The following is a 15,306-nucleotide window of genomic DNA, read 5'->3' as shown; positions in this document are numbered from 1 at the left end:
ATAACGGCCAACGGCCCCACCCATCGCCGACGCCCGACCGAGGAACCCGATGTCGCTGAACACCCCACGCCGCTCCGCGCTCTCCGACCAGGTCATCGACGCGGTACGCCAGCAGATCGTCTCGGGTGCCTGGCCGGTGGGCAGCCGCATCCCCACCGAGCCGGAGCTCGTGGAACAGCTGGGTGTGGCACGCAACACGGTGCGCGAGGCGATCCGGGCGCTGGCCCACAACGGGCTGCTGGACATCCGCCAGGGCGCGGGCACCTTCGTCGTCGCCACCAGCGAGCTGGCCGGGGTGATGCAGCGCCGCTTCGCCGAGGCCGATCCGCAGCACATCGCGGAGCTGCGCTCGGCGCTGGAGGCCGAGGGGGCGCGGCTGGCGGCGCACCGGCGCACCGACGCCGATCTGCTCCAGCTCGACCTGCTGCTCGAACGCCGTGAACTCGCCTGGGAGTCGGGCGAGGTGGGACGTTTCGTGGAGGCCGACGCCACCCTGCACCTGGCCATCGTCCAGGCCTCCCACAACGAGGTCCTCACCGCCCTGCACGCCGACCTGGGCGACGTGCTGCGGGACTTCCTGCGGTTCGACGTCGGCGAGGAGCTGCGGGAGGAGCGCTACATCGAGCACGCGGCGATGGTCGAGGCGATCCGCCGACAGGACGCGGAGGGAGCGGCGCGGGAGGCGGGCTCGTACGCCACCGGCTGCCGTGGCGTACGCCGCACCGGCCGGTAGCCGGGGGCGCGTTCGGCGTGGCCGGTGGCAGGTGGCCGTGGAGCGTGGGGCGGCCGGAGGCGGCCCCCGCGGCCCCCGCGGCCCGGCCGGGGACGCGACGACGCCCGTACCGCGCGGCGGAGCACGGTACGGGCGTCGGTCTGCGGCGGTCGCGCCACTCGGCGGAGCACGGGCCCCGCTCGGGTTCACGGCAGGACCGCGGACCCGGGGCTCAGGGCTCGTTGCTCAGGCGCCTTGGGCCCGCGGGCCCAAGGCTGTCCGGCGGGAGGGCCGGCTCAGGCGCCCATCATGTGCACGCCGCCGTCGACGTGGACGATCTCGCCCGTGGTCTTGGGGAACCAGTCCGACAGCAGCGCGACCACGCCGCGTGCGGCCGGCTCCGGGTCGGCGAGGTCCCAGCCGATGGGCGCGCGGTGGTTCCACACGTCCGCGAGGTCCTCGAAGCCCGGAATGGACTTCGCCGCCATGGACTTGATCGGCCCGGCGGAGATCAGATTGCAGCGGATGTCCTTGTGACCGAGGTCGCGCGCCAGGTAGCGGGAGGTCGACTCCAGCGCGGCCTTGGCCACGCCCATCCAGTCGTACTTCGGCCAGGCGAACTGGGCGTCGAAGTCCATGCCGACGACCGATCCGCCGCGCTTCTCCAGCAGCGGAAGCACCGCCGCGGTCACGGACTTGAGCGAGTAGGCCGAGACCTCCACCGCGGTGGCCACCGAGTCCCACTCGGTGTTGAGGAAGTTGCCGCCGAGGGCGTCCTGCGGGGCGAAGGCGATCGAGTGCACGACGCCGTCCAGGCCCACGCCCTCGCCGAGCTGCTCGGCGACCCGGTCGCAGAGGGTGTCGAGGTGCTTCTTGTTCTGGACGTCGAGCTCCAGAACGGGCGCCTCCTTGGGAAGGCGCTTGGCGATGCGCTGCACCAGGCTGAGCCGCCCGAAGCCGGTCAACACGACCTCGGCGCCCTCCTCCTGGGCGAGTCGCGCCGCGTGGAAGGCGATCGAGGAGTCGGTCAGCACTCCGGTGACCAGAATGCGCTTGCCTGCGAGAAGTCCGCTCATGATCAGTGCCCCATGCCCAATCCGCCGTCGACAGGGATGACGGCTCCGGTGACGTATGCGGCATCCTCCGATGCCAGGAACCGCGCGGTGGCGGCGATTTCGTCTGGCTGCGCGTAGCGGCCGAGCGGCACCTGGCCGACGATCTTCTCGCGCTGCTCGTCGCTCAGCGCACGGGTCATGTCGGTGTCGACGAAACCGGGCGCGAGGACGTTGCAGGTGATGTTGCGCGAGCCGAGCTCACGGGCGATCGAACGTGCGAACCCGACCAGGCCCGCCTTGGAGGCCGCGTAGTTGGCCTGGCCCGCGGAGCCCAGCAGGCCGACGACGGAGGAGATGAGCACGACGCGTCCGCTGCGGGCCCGCAGCATGGGGCGCGTCGCGCGCTTGACCACCCGGAAGGTGCCGGTGAGGTTGGTCTCCAGGACCGAGGTGAAGTCCTCCTCGGACATCCGCAGCAGCAACTGGTCCCGCGTGACGCCCGCGTTGGCGATCAGGACCTGGACCGCGCCCTGCTCCTCCTCGATCGTCTTGAACGCCTGCTCCACCTGCTCCTGGTCGGTGATGTCGCAGCGGACGGCCAGGAAGCCCTCGGGCGGTTCCCCGGACCGATAGGTGATGGCCACCCGGTCCCCCGCGTCGGCGAAGGCCCGCGCGATGGCCAGACCGATGCCGCGGTTGCCTCCCGTGACTAGTACGGAGCGGCTCAAGAGACACCTTCTCTGTCGTAGTTCAGTCGTACGTTCTGTCGTGGTCGCACAGAACGGGCGCCGCCGTCGGAGACGAACCCCGGACCGCGTACACCTGCACTCCGCAAACTACCGGGCCGAATGCCGACAGCCGCTCTCAGTCCTCCACAGCGGCATCCACCGACTCCTGTCGGGTCCCGACAGACACCCCGCCGACCTGACAAGGTCCCGCCCTTCCCGACCCGTTCACGGTCGGCCCTGCGTGCCCCGCTCCGTCCCCAACCCCGTTCCTCACCCGTTCGCAGCCCGTTCGGGAGCCGTTCCGCCGGCCGCCGCGGAGCGCCACGCACGGTGCGCCCGGCCCACCCGCGGCTCCGCCCGATGCGATATCCGCAGCGCCGTCACGGTCCGACAAGGCATGATCGGTGGCCGACCCCGGGAGGTAGTTGTGCCCCAACCGATTGACGAGACGTTCACCGCGCTGCCGCTGCGCCCGCTCGCCGACGCCGCGCTGGCCCGTGCCAGGGCGCTGGGCGCCGAGCATGCCGATTTCCGCTGCCAGCGCGTGCGCGACGCGACGCTGCGGCTGCGCGACGGCCGGGTGGCGGGGTCCGGGGACTCCACCGACATCGGCTACGCGGTGCGCGTCGTGCACGACGGTGCCTGGGGGTTCGCCTCCGGCGTCGACTTCACCATGGACGCCGCAGCCCGGGTCGCCGGCCAGGCGGTGGCGATGGCGAAGCTCTCCGCACGGGTGCGGCGCACAGCCGGCTCCCAGGAGCGCGTGGAGCTGGCGGACGAGCCCTCGCACGGCGAACGCAGCTGGGTCTCGGCGTACGGGAAGAACCCCTTCGACGTACCCGAGGAGGAGCGCGCCGCCCGGCTGGGCGAGTGGAGCCGGCAGCTGCTGGCGGCCGACGGGGTGGACCACGTCGACGCGACGCTGCTCGCCGTGCAGGAGAACAAGTTCTACGCCGATTCGGCAGGCACCGTGACCACCCAGCAACGGGTTCGCGTACACCCGGAGTTGACCGCCGTCTCGGTCGCCGACTCCGGCGCCTTCGACTCGATGCGCACCCTCGCGCCGCCGGCCGGCCGCGGCTGGGAGTACCTGGAGGGCACCGGCTGGGACTGGGACGCCGAACTCGCCGGGATTCCGGAGCTGTTGGCGCAGAAGATGGCTGCGCCGAGCGTCGAGGCGGGCGCCTACGACCTGGTCATCGACCCGTCCAACCTCTGGCTGACGATCCACGAGTCCATCGGCCACGCCACCGAGCTGGACCGCGCCCTGGGCTACGAAGCGGCGTACGCGGGCACCTCGTTCGCCACCTTCGACAAGTTGGGCACACTGAAGTACGGCTCCCCGCTGATGAACGTGACCGGGGACCGGACCGCCGAGCACGGTCTGGCGACCATCGGCTACGACGACGAGGGCGTCGCCGCGCAGTCCTGGGACCTGGTGCGCGACGGGGTCCTCACCGGCTACCAGCTGGACCGCTCGATGGCCCGGCTGACCGGTCTGGGGCGTTCCAACGGCTGCGCGTTCGCCGATTCGGCCGGCCATGTGCCGGTCCAGCGGATGGCGAACGTCTCCCTCCGGCCGGCGCCGCAGGGCCCGAGCACCGAGGAGCTCATCTCCGGGGTGGACCGCGGCATCTACGTCGTCGGCGACCGCTCCTGGTCCATCGACATGCAGCGGTACAACTTCCAGTTCACCGGGCAGCGCTTCTACCGGATCGAGAACGGCAGGCTCGCCGGCCAGCTCAAGGACGCGGCGTACCAGGCGACCACCACCGACTTCTGGGGGTCCATGGAGGCGGTGGGCGGCGAGGAGACGTACGTACTCGGCGGCACCTTCCGCTGCGGCAAGGCCCAGCCGGGCCAGGTCGCCGCCGTCTCGCACGGGTGCCCGAGCGCGCTCTTCCGCGGCGTCAACATCCTCAACACCAGCCAGGAGGCCGGCCGATGACCACCGCATCCACCCCCGCACCGCACGAGGTCGTCGAACGCGCGCTCGCGCTGTCCAGGACCGACGGCTGCATCGTCATCGCCGAGGAGCGCTCCACCGCCAACCTGCGCTGGGCCGCCAACTCGCTCACCACCAACGGCACCACCCGCTCCCGCAACCTCACCGTCATCGCCACGGTCGACGGGCAGGAGGGCACCGCTTCCGCGGTCGTCTCCCGGTCCGCCGTCACCGACGGGGAGTTGGAGACGCTCGTACGGGCCGCGGAGCAGGCCGCGCACAACGCCGGCCCCGCCGAGGACGGACGTTCGCTGGTCACCGGCGGAGCCGCCGACGAGGACTTCGCCGCCCCGCCCGCCGAGACCTCACCCGAGGTCTTCGCCGCCTTCGCCCCCGCGCTGGGCGAGTCCTTCGCCCGCTCGCGCGCGGCCGACCGCGAGCTGTACGGCTTCGCCCTGCACGAGATGGTCAGCACCTACCTCGGCAGCTCCACCGGGCTGCGGCTGCGCCACGACCAGCCCACCGGCACCCTGGAGCTCAACGCCAAGTCCGGCGACCGTACGCGCTCGGCCTGGGCCGGCAGCGCGACCCGGGACTTCACCGACGTCGACCTGGCCGCCGAGGAGTCCGCGCTGGCCCAGCGCCTGGAGTGGGCGCGGCGCAGAGTGGACCTCCCCGCGGGGCGGTACGAGACGCTGCTGCCGCCGAGCTCGGTGGCCGATCTGCTGATCTACCAGCTGTGGTGCTCCGCGGCCAGGGACGCCGCCGAGGGCCGTACGGTCTTCTCCGCGCCCGGCGGCGGCACCCGGGTCGGCGAGCGGCTCGCCGGCCTCCCGCTGAACCTCTACAGCGATCCGCGCGCCGACGGCCTGGAGAGCGCACCCTTCCTGGTGGCGCACTCCTCGGGCGAGGACACCTCCGTCTTCGACAACGGCCTCCCGCTCACCCGTACCGACTGGCTGGAGCAGGGCACGCTGGAGCGGCTGGTCACCACCCGCCACTCCGCCGAGCTGACCGGCCTGCCGCTCGCCCCCGCCGCGGACAACCTGGTACTGGACGGCGGCGGCGGTCGTTCGCTGGAGGAGATGGTCGCCGCCACCGAGCGCGGGCTGCTGGTCACCTCACTGTGGTACATCCGCGAAGTCGACCCGGCCTCACTGCTGTTGACCGGGCTGACCCGGGACGGCGTGTACCTGGTCGAGGGCGGCGAGATCGTCGGCGCGGTGAACAACTTCCGTTTCAACGAGTCGCCCGTCGCGGTGCTGGGCCGTGCGAGCGAGGCAGGTGCCACCGAGCGCACGCTTTCGCGCGAGTGGGGCGACTACTTCCCGCTCACCGCGATGCCCGCGCTGCGCGTACCGGACTTCAACATGAGCTCGGTCAGCCCCGGCGTGTGACGCGGCGGGCCCCGGCGGGTGACGCGGCGGCCCGGCGGACGTCGGCCACCGCGCACGCGGCCCGCCCACGGCATCCGGCGTCCGGCCGGACCCGCGGGCGGGCCGCCCCACTACACTCGCCCCCGTACCTCCGCGGCCGTCGCAACCCCGTCGGCCCTGGCCCGCACCTCGTCGAACCCCTCGTCCGCTTCGGTCGAACCCCTCGTCCGCCCGGATCGAGCCCTTGTCGAAACCGTCGATCCCCACCGACCCGAATTACAGGAACCCCCGATGACACGCCTCGGCGACTCCGTCGCACGTGCCGGCAGGCTGCTGGCACAGGACCTCTCCTCCGACTCCGCCGTGGAGCAGCTGCTCACCGAGACGACCGCGAGGCGCGGTCTGGATCTGACGGATCTCTCGGCCGACGAGCAGGCCGCCCTGATCGCCGCGCGCACGGTGGACGTGCTGCCCGGAGTGGAGCAGCTGGCAGCACGCATCGAGCGGCGCCGCTCCGAGGGCACCGGCCTGCGGGTGAAGCTGGGCGTCGACCCGACCGGTTCGGACATGCACCTGGGCCATGCGGTCCCGGTGCTCACCCTGAGCCGCTTACAGCGCATGGGGCACGAAGTCGTCCTGATCATCGGGGACTTCACCGCCAAGATCGGCGACCCGTCCGGGCGTACGGCCGAGCGGCCCCCGCTCACCGACGAGGACATCGCGCAGAACATGGCGACCTACAAGGAGCAGGTCCGGCCCTTCCTCGACTTCGAGCAGGTCCGTTTCGCGCAGAACAGCGAGTGGCTCGGCCCGTACACCTTCCCGGAGCTGCTGGGGCTGCTCTCCCAGGTGCCGGTCTCCCAACTGCTCCAGCGGGACGACTTCCGCACCCGGCTCGCCGAGGGTTCGGGGCTGACCATGTCGGAGCTGCTGTACCCGGTGGCCCAGGCGCTGGACTCGGTCGCCCTGGAGAGCGACGTCGAGCTCGGCGGCGCCGACCAGCTGCTCAACCTCCAGATGGGCCGCAAGCTGATGGAGCTGCGCGGCCAGACCCCGCAGCTGGTGGTCACCAACGCGCTGATCGAGGGCACCGACGGCACCGGCGCCAAGATGTCCAAGTCCAAGGACAACTACGTCGGTCTGCGGTCGACCGCCGAGGACGTGTTCGGAAAGATCATGTCGATCCCGGACCGGCTGATCGAGCCGTACCTCAAGGCGTGGACCGAGTGGTCCGACCAGGAGGTCGCGCTCGCCCTCCACCGGGTGGCGGAGCGGGATCTGCACCCGATGGACCTGAAGAAGATCCTGGCGGGCGAGGTCGTCTCAGTGCTCTTCGACGTGCCGAGCGCGATGAAGGCCCGAGCGGGCTTCGTCGCGCAGTTCTCCAAGAAGTCCTTCGGCGACGTCGGCACGCTGCCCACCGTCGACGCGTCCGTGCACGGCGCGGAGGGCGTCGCCGCCGTACTGGCGCGGGTGCTGGAGTTCGTGCCGAGCGCCTCGGCCGCGCGGCGGCTCGCCAAGCAGAACGCGCTGCGCGTGGTCGTCGAGGCCGCGGACGGGCAGCAGACAGCCGTGCTCTCGGAGAGCGACGCGACGCGCCCGCTCGGCGAGGTCGTACGGGAGAAGCTGGCCGAGTCCGGGGCGTCCGGTTCGGTCTACCTCAAGGCGGGGCGCAAGCTGGCCGAGGTCACCGGCCTCTGATGCGGGCAGCTGCCACGCGGCAGTCAAAGCACACACACGGCAGCGGCCGGTCCCCTGGTACGGGGGCCGGCCGCTGCCGTGTGTGCGAGGCGGGCTCAGGTTCTCCCTCTGCCGCTGCCGCTGCCGCCGCGTTTCATCGAGGCGTACAGGGGCGCGCCGAGCGCGACCACGAGGACCGCTCCACCGAGTTGCAACGCGTGTCTGATCCAGTCGATGCCCTTGGTGTTGTCCACGCCGATCCATCCCGCGACCAGGTTTCCCAGCAGGCTTCCGACCATTCCGAAGATGACCGTCAACCACAGCGGGATGCCCTGCTTCCCGGGAAGGATCGCGCGGGCCAGCACGCCGAGGATGAGCCCGACGATGATCGCCCACAACCAGCTCATGACGCCTCCGTCTCATGCGCACCCTGCGCGGCCTTCAGGCTGCTTCCCGCCACCACCCGGCGCACCACGACGTGGGCCGAACGCGTGAAGGCACGCGCCCGGACCTGGGCGGGGCGGTGCGCACGCCGAGGCGTACCGTATGGGCGTGGAGGGGTGGTGGTGACGGTGAGCAGACGGCACGGAGCAGAGGTCTTCCGGATCAGCGGGGCGCGTCGCGGCCTGTCGGAGGATGTGCGCGGCAGGGAGCGGCGCTACGTCGTCTCGATGCTGGTCCGCACCCTCTCGGTGCTGCTGACCGTCGCCCTGTGGAACGTCTCGCGACCGCTGGCCGTGGTGCTGCTGGCCCTCGGTGTGGTGCTCCCGTACATCGCCGTGGTGATCGCCAACGCGGGGCGGGAGAACTCCCCCGCGATCCCGTCCTCGCTGCTGGGCGCGCCTTCCAGACCCCGGCTCGGTGCGGGCACCGGCACCCCGGCGGAACGGCCCTCCGCGCCGGCCGGTGAGCCACCCCGACAGGGGAGCGAACGACCTGCGGAACCGCCCCGGGAGGCCGCGGAGCCCGGCGGGCACTCCGCGGCACACGAACCCGGCGCAAGTACGAACGAGCCCTGAGCCGGGGGGAGTTGACGAAGAGGCAGCGCGCCGGGCGCACTCCGCGACGGGGCGACGTTTCGTGCGCTTGCGGTCACCGGTGCGGCGATGCCGTGCGATACTTCTAGCGCGCTCCGCATCCCCCGTCGGAGCGACCGAACGACGCCGGGCAGCTCCCCCCGTGGCTGCCCGGCGTCGTCATGTCCCGGCGCGGTTCACCCCCGTGCACATGTTTGGATGGGCGCGTGACGACTGAGGACACCGCCATCTGCTCCGCCAAGGGCTGTCGCCTCCCCGCGGTGTGGGTGCTCGCCTGGAACAACCCCAAACTGCACACCCCGGACCGCCGGAAGACCTGGCTCGCTTGTGACGACCACCGCGAGCATCTGTCGAACTTCCTGGATCTGCGCGGTTTCCTCAAGGATGTCGTCACCCTCGAGGACTGGCACCGCTCAGCCGCCGATGGCTGACATCGGACGGTCCGGCTGCACGAAGGAGGGGTCGTCGATGCCGGCCCCGGCCTTCTTGCCCCACATCGCGGTCCGCCACAGCGCGGCGACCTCCGCGTCCGTCGCCCCGCCGCGCAGTGCGCCCCGAAGATCGGACTCCTCGGTGGCGAAGAGACAGGTGCGGACCTGCCCGTCGGCGGTCAGCCGGGTACGGTCGCAGGCCCGGCAGAACGGCCTGGTCACCGAGGCGATGACGCCCACGGTGTGCGGGCCGCCGTCCACGGTCCAGCGCTCGGCGGGCGCCGAACCGCGCTGCCGGCTGCCCTCGTTGTCGAGGGTGAAGCGCGTTCGGAGCGAGGCCAGGATGTCCTCGGCGGTGATCATGCCCTCGCGCTGCCAGCCGTGCTGGGCGTCCAGCGGCATCTGCTCGATGAAGCGCAGCTCGTACTCGTGCTCGATCGCCCAGGCGAGCAGGTCCGGGGCCTCGGCGTCGTTGAGGTCGGGCATCAGCACCGCGTTGACCTTGACCGGGGTGAGCCCGGCCTCCTTGGCTGCGGCGAGTCCGCGCAGCACGTCCGCGTGGCGCTTGCGGCGGGTCATGCGGCGGAAGACCTCGGGGTCGAGCGTGTCGAGCGAGACGTTGACCCGGTCGAGTCCCGCTGCGGCCAGCGCGATCGCGGTGCGTTCCAGACCGATGCCGTTGGTGGTCAGCGAGAGCTTCGGACGGGGCGAGAGCCCGGCGCAGCGCTCGATGATCGACACCAGCCCGGGGCGGAGCAGCGGCTCGCCCCCGGTGAATCTGACGTCCTTCACGCCCAGCTCGGCCACCGCGATATCCACCAGCCGCACGATCTCGTCGTCGGTGAGCAGCTCGGGCTTGGCGAGCCACTGCAGTCCCTCCTCGGGCATGCAGTAGGTGCAGCGCAGATTGCAGCGGTCGGTCAACGAGACCCGCAGGTCGGTGGCGACCCGGCCGTAGGTGTCCAGCAGCATCCGGAGTCCGCCTCCCAGCAGTTCGTCGCGCCTCTTGCATCCGACAGTACGCCAGCACGCCGACATTCAACAGATCGTTGAATTCGACTGCGTGCCGCCACGCGTTGCCTTTTGATCTCGTTTTGACCGAGCTCTTGTAGCACGTTTATCGCCGTCGATACGTTCCAGCGATCACCCGAACGTGAACTCCGTTCTTCGAACGGGTGGTTGATGACCAGCGCTCACTGAAGGAGATCTACATGGGTTTGAGCCCCCTGTCCGGAAGACGCCGCTTCATCGCGGTTCCTGCCGGTCTTGCTCTCACCGTCTCGCTGGGACTGCTGCCCAGCGCCAGCGGCGCCCTCGCCAAGGACGACGCCCCCAAGGACGGTCCGCAGCTGTCGTACGTCGTCAACACCGACGCGGGCGCGAGTGCGGTCAAGAAGGCCAAGAAGGCCGTGAAGAAGGCCGACGGCACCGTCGTCAACGCCTTCAAGGACATCGGCGTCGTCGTCGCCCACTCCAAGAACCCGGACTTCGCCGCCGAGGTCCGCGAGGTCAAGGGCATCGACTCGGCGGGGGCCACCCGTACGGCCCCGATCAAGACGGCCGCCACCACCGACGTCGGAAAGCCGGAGTACCTGAACTCCGCGCAGCAGCGCCAGAGCGCCAAGAGCGCCGACAGCGGCGAGGAGCCGCTGGAGTCCATGCAGTGGGCGCTCCCGCAGATCAAGGCCGACCAGGCGCACAAGGTCGACCAGGGCAGCAAGGACGTCACCGTCGCCGTGATCGACACCGGCGTCGACGACACCCACCCCGACCTGGCCCCGAACTTCGCCGCCGACAAGTCGGCCAACTGCGTGGGCGGCGACGCCGACACCTCCAAGGGCGCCTGGCGTCCGTACGCCGACGGCAGCTACCACGGCACGCACGTGGCCGGCATCATCGCCGCCGCGCGCAACGGCCAGGGAGTCGCGGGCGCGGCTCCGGGCGTCTCGGTCTCCTCCATCAAGGTGAGCGAGCCGGGCGACAGCTTCTTCTACACCGAGGCCGTTGTCTGCGCCTTCATGTTCGCCGCCGACAAGGGCGTCGACATCACCAACAACAGCTACTACGTCGACCCGTGGATGTTCGCCTGCACCGACGACCCCGACCAGCAGGCGCTGGTGGAGGCCGTCACCAGGTCGATGAAGTACGCCCAGGGCAAGGGCACCGCCCACGTCACCTCGGCCGGCAACAGCAACTTCGACCTGGCCGCGAAGACGATCAAGGACGACTCCAGCCCGAACGACTCCACCCCGGTGGAGCGCGAGATCGACCCGACGGTCTGCCCGGATCTGCCCACCCAGGTGGAGGGCACCATCTCGGTCAGCTCCACCGGTTCGCAGAAGCTGAAGTCCTACTTCTCCAACTACGGTTCGGGCCAGATCGACCTGGCCGCGCCCGGCGGTGACGGGCGCTACCAGACCCCGGACGCCCCGGCGAAGAACGGCGGCATCCTCTCCACGATGCCCGACGGCGAGTACGCCTTCCTGCAGGGCACCTCGATGGCCGGCCCGTACGTGGCCGGTGTCGCGGCGCTGCTGAAGAGCAAGGACGCCGAGGTCTCTCCGCAGGAGCTGGCGTGGCGTCTGAAGGCACAGGCCATCAGCACCCCGTGCCCGGAGGAGTACGACCCGAGCGGTGACGGCGAGTTCGCGGCCGAGTGCGTCGGCACCGAGCACGTCAACAGCTTCTACGGCTACGGCATCGTCGACGCCCACAAGGCCGTGACGAAGTAGCCACCGCGCCGAGCTGCCGGGGCGGGTTCCAACTCCCGCGCCGCACAAGGCGGTTGAACGGCGGGGGTCGGACCACTGACGGTCCGGCCCCCGTCGGCGTTCTCGCCCCGCGGGCACCCGGTGCGACCGGCCCGCCCCCGCTGCCCGCCGGCGGTGTCCGCCGCTGGTCACCGGCGTGTGCGCTACTCCACCGCCGCGCCGACCGGTTGACGGGGCGTGAAGAACCGGTACGCGTCAACGGGCCGCGGCGCGGGGAGTGTCAGAGCCGGGCCGTATCCTCTGTGACCATGCTCGAAGACCACACGGCAGCCGCCCCGCTCTTCCCCGCGCAGCAGACTGCCGCCGCGAGGACGTGGCCCTCCGGATATCCGGACGGATACGCGGTGGTGGACGTCGAGACCACCGGCCTGGCCCGCGACGACCGCATAGTCTCCGCCGCCGTCTACCGCCTGGACGCCAGGGGCGAGGTGGAGGACCACTGGTACACCACCGTCAATCCGCAGCGTGATCCCGGGCCGACCTGGATCCACGGCCTCACCTCCGAAGTCCTCGCCGACGCACCGCTGTTCGGCGAGATCGCCGAGGATTTCGCCGAGCGTCTGAAGGACCGTGTGCTGGTCGCGCACAACGCCGTCTTCGACTGGACGATGATCTCCAGGGAGTACGCCCGGGCCGGCCGTGTCGCCCCCGTCCGCCAGCGGCTGTGCACCATCGCGCTCGCCAAGCAGCTCGACCTCCCGCTGCCCAACCACAAGTTGGAGTCGCTCGCCGCGCACTACGGTGTGCAGCAGCGGCGCGCGCACCACGCGCTGGACGACGCACGGGTGCTCGCCGAAGCGTTCCGGCCCAGCCTGCGAATCGCTGCGCACCAGGGCGTCCGGCTTCCGCTGCTGGCGTGCCAGCCGCTCACCGAGTGGAGCGACGCCCCCTCGTCTCCGGGTTCCGCCCGCGGCGGATACGCCCCCCGCACCTGGCGGCCGGCCCGCAGACGCCCCGCATGCCCGTACCCCAACCCCGGCAGATACTCGCCGGGAGGCACGCTGGTGCAGGGGATGCGGGTGGCCTTCTCGGGCGACACCTCGGTCGACCGCGAGCTGCTGGAGGACCGTGCGGTCGAGGCAGGCCTCCACGTCGCGACGAGCGTCTCGCGGCTGACGAGCCTGCTGGTGACCAACGACCCGGAAGCCGGCACCTCCAAGGTGGGCAAGGCGCTCGCGTTCGGTACCCCCGTGATCGACGAGACCGCGTTCAGCCACCTCCTTCGGGACGTGGCCCCCGCGCCGACCCGCTGACCGGCCCCGCGATAACGTCGAAACCGTGTACCGCTTCCTGTTGTCCCGGCAGTGGGTGATCCTCACTCTGGTCGCTCTCGTGCTGATGCCTGCCATGGTCGAGCTCGGGTTCTGGCAGTACCACCGCCACCAGGAGCGCGTCGCGCACAACGACCGCATCGCCCGGAGCCTGTCCGCCGACCCCGTGCCGGTCGACGAGCTGACCGGCACGGAGGGCGAGGTCACCGACCGGGAGCGGTACCGCGCGGTCACCGCCACCGGCACCTACGACACCGAGCACGAGGTCGTGGTGCGCCGCCGCACCGCCGAGGACGGCCAGAGCATCGGCTATTTCGTGCTCACTCCGCTGGTCCTCGAGGACGGCAGCGCGCTGCTGGTCAACCGCGGCTGGGTGACCTCGGGCGCCAGCCAGACCGCCTTCCCCGAGGTGCCCGCGGCGCCGGAGGGCGAGGTGACGCTCTCCGGTCGGCTGATGCCCGACGAGACCGAGGCTGGCAGCGGTATCAAGGACCGCGCGGGTCTGCCCGACCGCCAGGTCATGCTGATGAACAGCGAGCAGCAGGCGGAGGCCACCGGCCTTCCGGTGCTGCGCGGCTACCTCCAGCTGACCGGCACCGACCCCGCACCCGCGCGCGGCGAGACGGCACAGCCCGTGCCGGAGCCGGACCACAGCGGTATCGGCGCGCACATGGCGTACGCGGTGCAGTGGTGGCTGTTCGTCGCGGCGGTACCCGTCGGCTGGTTCGTACTCTTCCGCCGCGAAGTGCGCGACCGCACGGCGGCGGCCGGCCTGGCCTCCGGCCTCGGCTCCGCCGGCACCGACGCCCGCCCGCAGCCGCAGCGCGTACCGGACGGAAGCGCCGATCAGCGCACCGAGGACGGCCCCTCGCTCGCCGCACGGGCGGGCGGCACGGCAGACTGATCCCATGGATCTTGGACTGAAGGACAGGGCGTACATCGTCACCGGCGCCAGCCGCGGGCTGGGTTACGCGGTGGCCGAGCAGCTCGTCGCCGACGGCGCGAAGGTCGTCGTCAGCAGCCGTACCGAGGAGGCCGCCTCCGGTGCCGCCGGGCGGCTGGGCGGGGGCGCGGTCGGCATCGCCGCCGACAACGGCGACCCGGCGACCGCCGGACGGCTGACGGACGCGGCACTCGCGCACTTCGAGCGGCTCGACGGTGTGCTCATCAGCGTCGGCGGGCCGCCCGCGGGCCCCGCGGAGGCGATCACCGACGAGCAGTGGGAGACGGCGTTCGAGTCGGTCTTCCTCGGCGCGGTGCGGCTCGCGCGGGCCGCCGCCGAGCGGCTCGGCGAAGGAGGGGTGATCGGGTTCGTGCTCTCGTCCTCGGTCACCGAGCCGGTGCCGGGGCTGACCGTGTCCAACGGACTGCGGCCCGGTCTGGCCGGCTTCGCCAAGTCCCTGGCGAACGAGCTCGGCCCGCGCGGCATCCGCGTCGTCGGGCTGCTGCCCTCGCGCATCGACACGGACCGCGTACGGGAGCTGGACGCGCTCTCCGGGGACGCCGAGGCCTCCCGCGAGCGCAACGAGGCGCAGATCCCGCTGCGTCGGTACGGCACGCCGGAAGAGTTCGGCCGGGCCGGTGCCTTCCTGCTCTCCCCCGCTGCCTCGTACCTCACCGGCACCATGCTGGCGGTGGACGGCGGCGCACAGCACCGCATCTGAGGACGCGGTGCGGCGCCGCCCGGTCAGTTGACGCGGCTGGGCCGGTGCCGCACCGAACTCAGGCGGATCTCGGCGGGAAGTTCGCCCACGTCCGCGGAGGTGCGGGCATGCTCCAGCACCTCGGTCTCCAGGCGGTGCACCACCTCGTCGGGCACGGCGTGCTCGTCCAGCACCACCCGCATCCGCACCGACGGATCGGTTCGCTTGCCCACCAGCGTCACCCGCGCACGGGAGACACCGTCCAGCGCGGCTGCCTCCGAGCCCATCACCTGCTCCAGGGCCCGGCCGCGCAGCACCGCGCCCGGCCCCCGGTCCGTGGACTCGTCGCCGGAGACCGCGAGTTCACCGGCCCGTCGGCGGCGCAGCTGGGAGAGGGCCCACCACAGCGCGAGCAGGGTGAGCAGCGCCAGGATCCCGATGACCACCGGCCACCACCAGCCCTGGTCGCGCCACTGGGTGCGGTCCGCACCGGTGAGCACCACTTCTTGCGGTCTGCTCCAGGCCCACCCCGAAGGCATGCCGAAGCCCCAGCGGTTGGGCAGGTCCAGCGCCCCGACGAGGGCGCTGAGCCCGAGCAGCAGCAGCACCAGCCCCAGAAGGGCGAGCAACAGGCGGTTCAAGGTTCTCAGCACCGTG

The 15,306-nt window shown here is 71.6% G+C and carries 15 protein-coding genes; 10 read left to right on the top strand and 5 right to left on the bottom strand.

Annotation, left to right across the window (positions count from 1 at the left end; all coding sequences use genetic code 11):
* Positions 1-49: 49 nt before the first annotated feature.
* Complete coding sequence (locus tag JGS22_RS19415) at positions 50-733, top strand: FadR/GntR family transcriptional regulator (protein ID WP_211038885.1); 684 nt, start codon at positions 50-52, stop codon at positions 731-733.
* 275 nt (positions 734-1,008) lie between these two features.
* Here the strand turns inward: JGS22_RS19415 and fabI are convergent, their stop codons facing one another.
* Together fabI and fabG are read right to left on the bottom strand one after the other, a co-directional pair.
* Positions 1,009-1,788 carry an enoyl-ACP reductase FabI gene (gene fabI / locus JGS22_RS19410; protein ID WP_211038884.1) on the bottom strand — a complete coding sequence of 260 codons (780 nt, stop codon included), beginning with the start codon at positions 1,786-1,788 and terminating at the stop codon, positions 1,009-1,011.
* A 2-nt stretch (positions 1,789-1,790) separates the two neighbouring features.
* Complete coding sequence (gene fabG / locus JGS22_RS19405; RefSeq protein WP_211038883.1) at positions 1,791-2,495, bottom strand: 3-oxoacyl-[acyl-carrier-protein] reductase; 705 nt, start codon at positions 2,493-2,495, stop codon at positions 1,791-1,793.
* Positions 2,496-2,922: 427 nt separating this feature from the next.
* On the opposite strand from fabG, the gene JGS22_RS19400 reads away from it, so the two are divergent.
* From JGS22_RS19400 to tyrS, 3 genes are all read left to right on the top strand, one after another.
* Complete coding sequence (locus JGS22_RS19400; RefSeq protein ID WP_211038882.1) at positions 2,923-4,443, top strand: TldD/PmbA family protein; 1,521 nt, start codon at positions 2,923-2,925, stop codon at positions 4,441-4,443.
* Positions 4,440-5,837, top strand: a complete 1,398-nt coding sequence (locus tag JGS22_RS19395; RefSeq protein ID WP_211038881.1) for a metallopeptidase TldD-related protein — start codon at positions 4,440-4,442, stop codon at positions 5,835-5,837. The genes JGS22_RS19400 and JGS22_RS19395 overlap by 4 nt, the downstream gene beginning before the upstream one ends.
* Before the next feature lie 270 nt (positions 5,838-6,107).
* Positions 6,108-7,517 carry a tyrosine--tRNA ligase gene (tyrS, locus tag JGS22_RS19390; RefSeq protein WP_211038880.1) on the top strand — a complete coding sequence of 470 codons (1,410 nt, stop codon included), beginning with the start codon at positions 6,108-6,110 and terminating at the stop codon, positions 7,515-7,517.
* 95 nt (positions 7,518-7,612) lie between these two features.
* On the opposite strand, the gene JGS22_RS19385 is transcribed toward tyrS, so the two are convergent.
* Positions 7,613-7,903, bottom strand: a complete 291-nt coding sequence (locus tag JGS22_RS19385; RefSeq protein ID WP_211038879.1) for a GlsB/YeaQ/YmgE family stress response membrane protein — start codon at positions 7,901-7,903, stop codon at positions 7,613-7,615.
* 165 nt (positions 7,904-8,068) lie between these two features.
* Between JGS22_RS19385 and JGS22_RS19380 the strand changes: the two genes are divergently transcribed.
* Together JGS22_RS19380 and JGS22_RS19375 are read left to right on the top strand one after the other, a co-directional pair.
* Positions 8,069-8,515 carry a DUF3099 domain-containing protein gene (locus JGS22_RS19380; protein WP_211038878.1) on the top strand — a complete coding sequence of 149 codons (447 nt, stop codon included), beginning with the start codon at positions 8,069-8,071 and terminating at the stop codon, positions 8,513-8,515.
* A gap of 224 nt (positions 8,516-8,739) precedes the next feature.
* A complete protein-coding gene (locus tag JGS22_RS19375) occupies positions 8,740-8,964 on the top strand; it encodes a hypothetical protein (RefSeq protein ID WP_372454283.1) in 225 nt (74 codons plus the stop codon).
* Here JGS22_RS19375 and moaA read toward each other — a convergent pair.
* Positions 8,947-9,936 carry a GTP 3',8-cyclase MoaA gene (gene moaA / locus JGS22_RS19370; protein ID WP_211038876.1) on the bottom strand — a complete coding sequence of 330 codons (990 nt, stop codon included), beginning with the start codon at positions 9,934-9,936 and terminating at the stop codon, positions 8,947-8,949. The genes JGS22_RS19375 and moaA overlap by 18 nt on opposite strands.
* 239 nt (positions 9,937-10,175) lie before the next feature.
* Here moaA and JGS22_RS19365 point away from each other — a divergent pair, with 239 nt between their 5' ends.
* From JGS22_RS19365 to JGS22_RS19350, 4 genes are all read left to right on the top strand, one after another.
* Positions 10,176-11,696 carry a S8 family peptidase gene (locus tag JGS22_RS19365; RefSeq protein WP_211038875.1) on the top strand — a complete coding sequence of 507 codons (1,521 nt, stop codon included), beginning with the start codon at positions 10,176-10,178 and terminating at the stop codon, positions 11,694-11,696.
* A 287-nt stretch (positions 11,697-11,983) separates the two neighbouring features.
* Positions 11,984-12,988 carry a DEDDh family exonuclease gene (locus tag JGS22_RS19360; RefSeq protein WP_211038874.1) on the top strand — a complete coding sequence of 335 codons (1,005 nt, stop codon included), beginning with the start codon at positions 11,984-11,986 and terminating at the stop codon, positions 12,986-12,988.
* A gap of 25 nt (positions 12,989-13,013) precedes the next feature.
* The gene (locus JGS22_RS19355) at positions 13,014-13,910 is read left to right on the top strand and encodes an SURF1 family cytochrome oxidase biogenesis protein (RefSeq protein WP_211038873.1); all 897 of its coding nucleotides are present in this window, start codon (positions 13,014-13,016) and stop codon (positions 13,908-13,910) included.
* A gap of 4 nt (positions 13,911-13,914) precedes the next feature.
* Positions 13,915-14,670, top strand: coding sequence for an SDR family oxidoreductase (locus JGS22_RS19350; protein ID WP_211038872.1), 756 nt, complete (start codon positions 13,915-13,917; stop codon positions 14,668-14,670).
* Between the two features lie 23 nt (positions 14,671-14,693).
* On the opposite strand, the gene amaP is transcribed toward JGS22_RS19350, so the two are convergent.
* Positions 14,694-15,302: an alkaline shock response membrane anchor protein AmaP gene (gene amaP, locus JGS22_RS19345; RefSeq protein ID WP_211038871.1), complete on the bottom strand. Its 609-nt coding sequence runs from the start codon at positions 15,300-15,302 to the stop codon at positions 14,694-14,696.
* Positions 15,303-15,306 lie beyond the last annotated feature (4 nt).

The organism is Streptomyces tardus (assembly GCF_018101125.2).
Lineage (GTDB): Bacteria > Actinomycetota > Actinomycetes > Streptomycetales > Streptomycetaceae > Streptomyces > Streptomyces tardus.
This window is presented reverse-complemented; position numbering and strand designations above follow the sequence as displayed.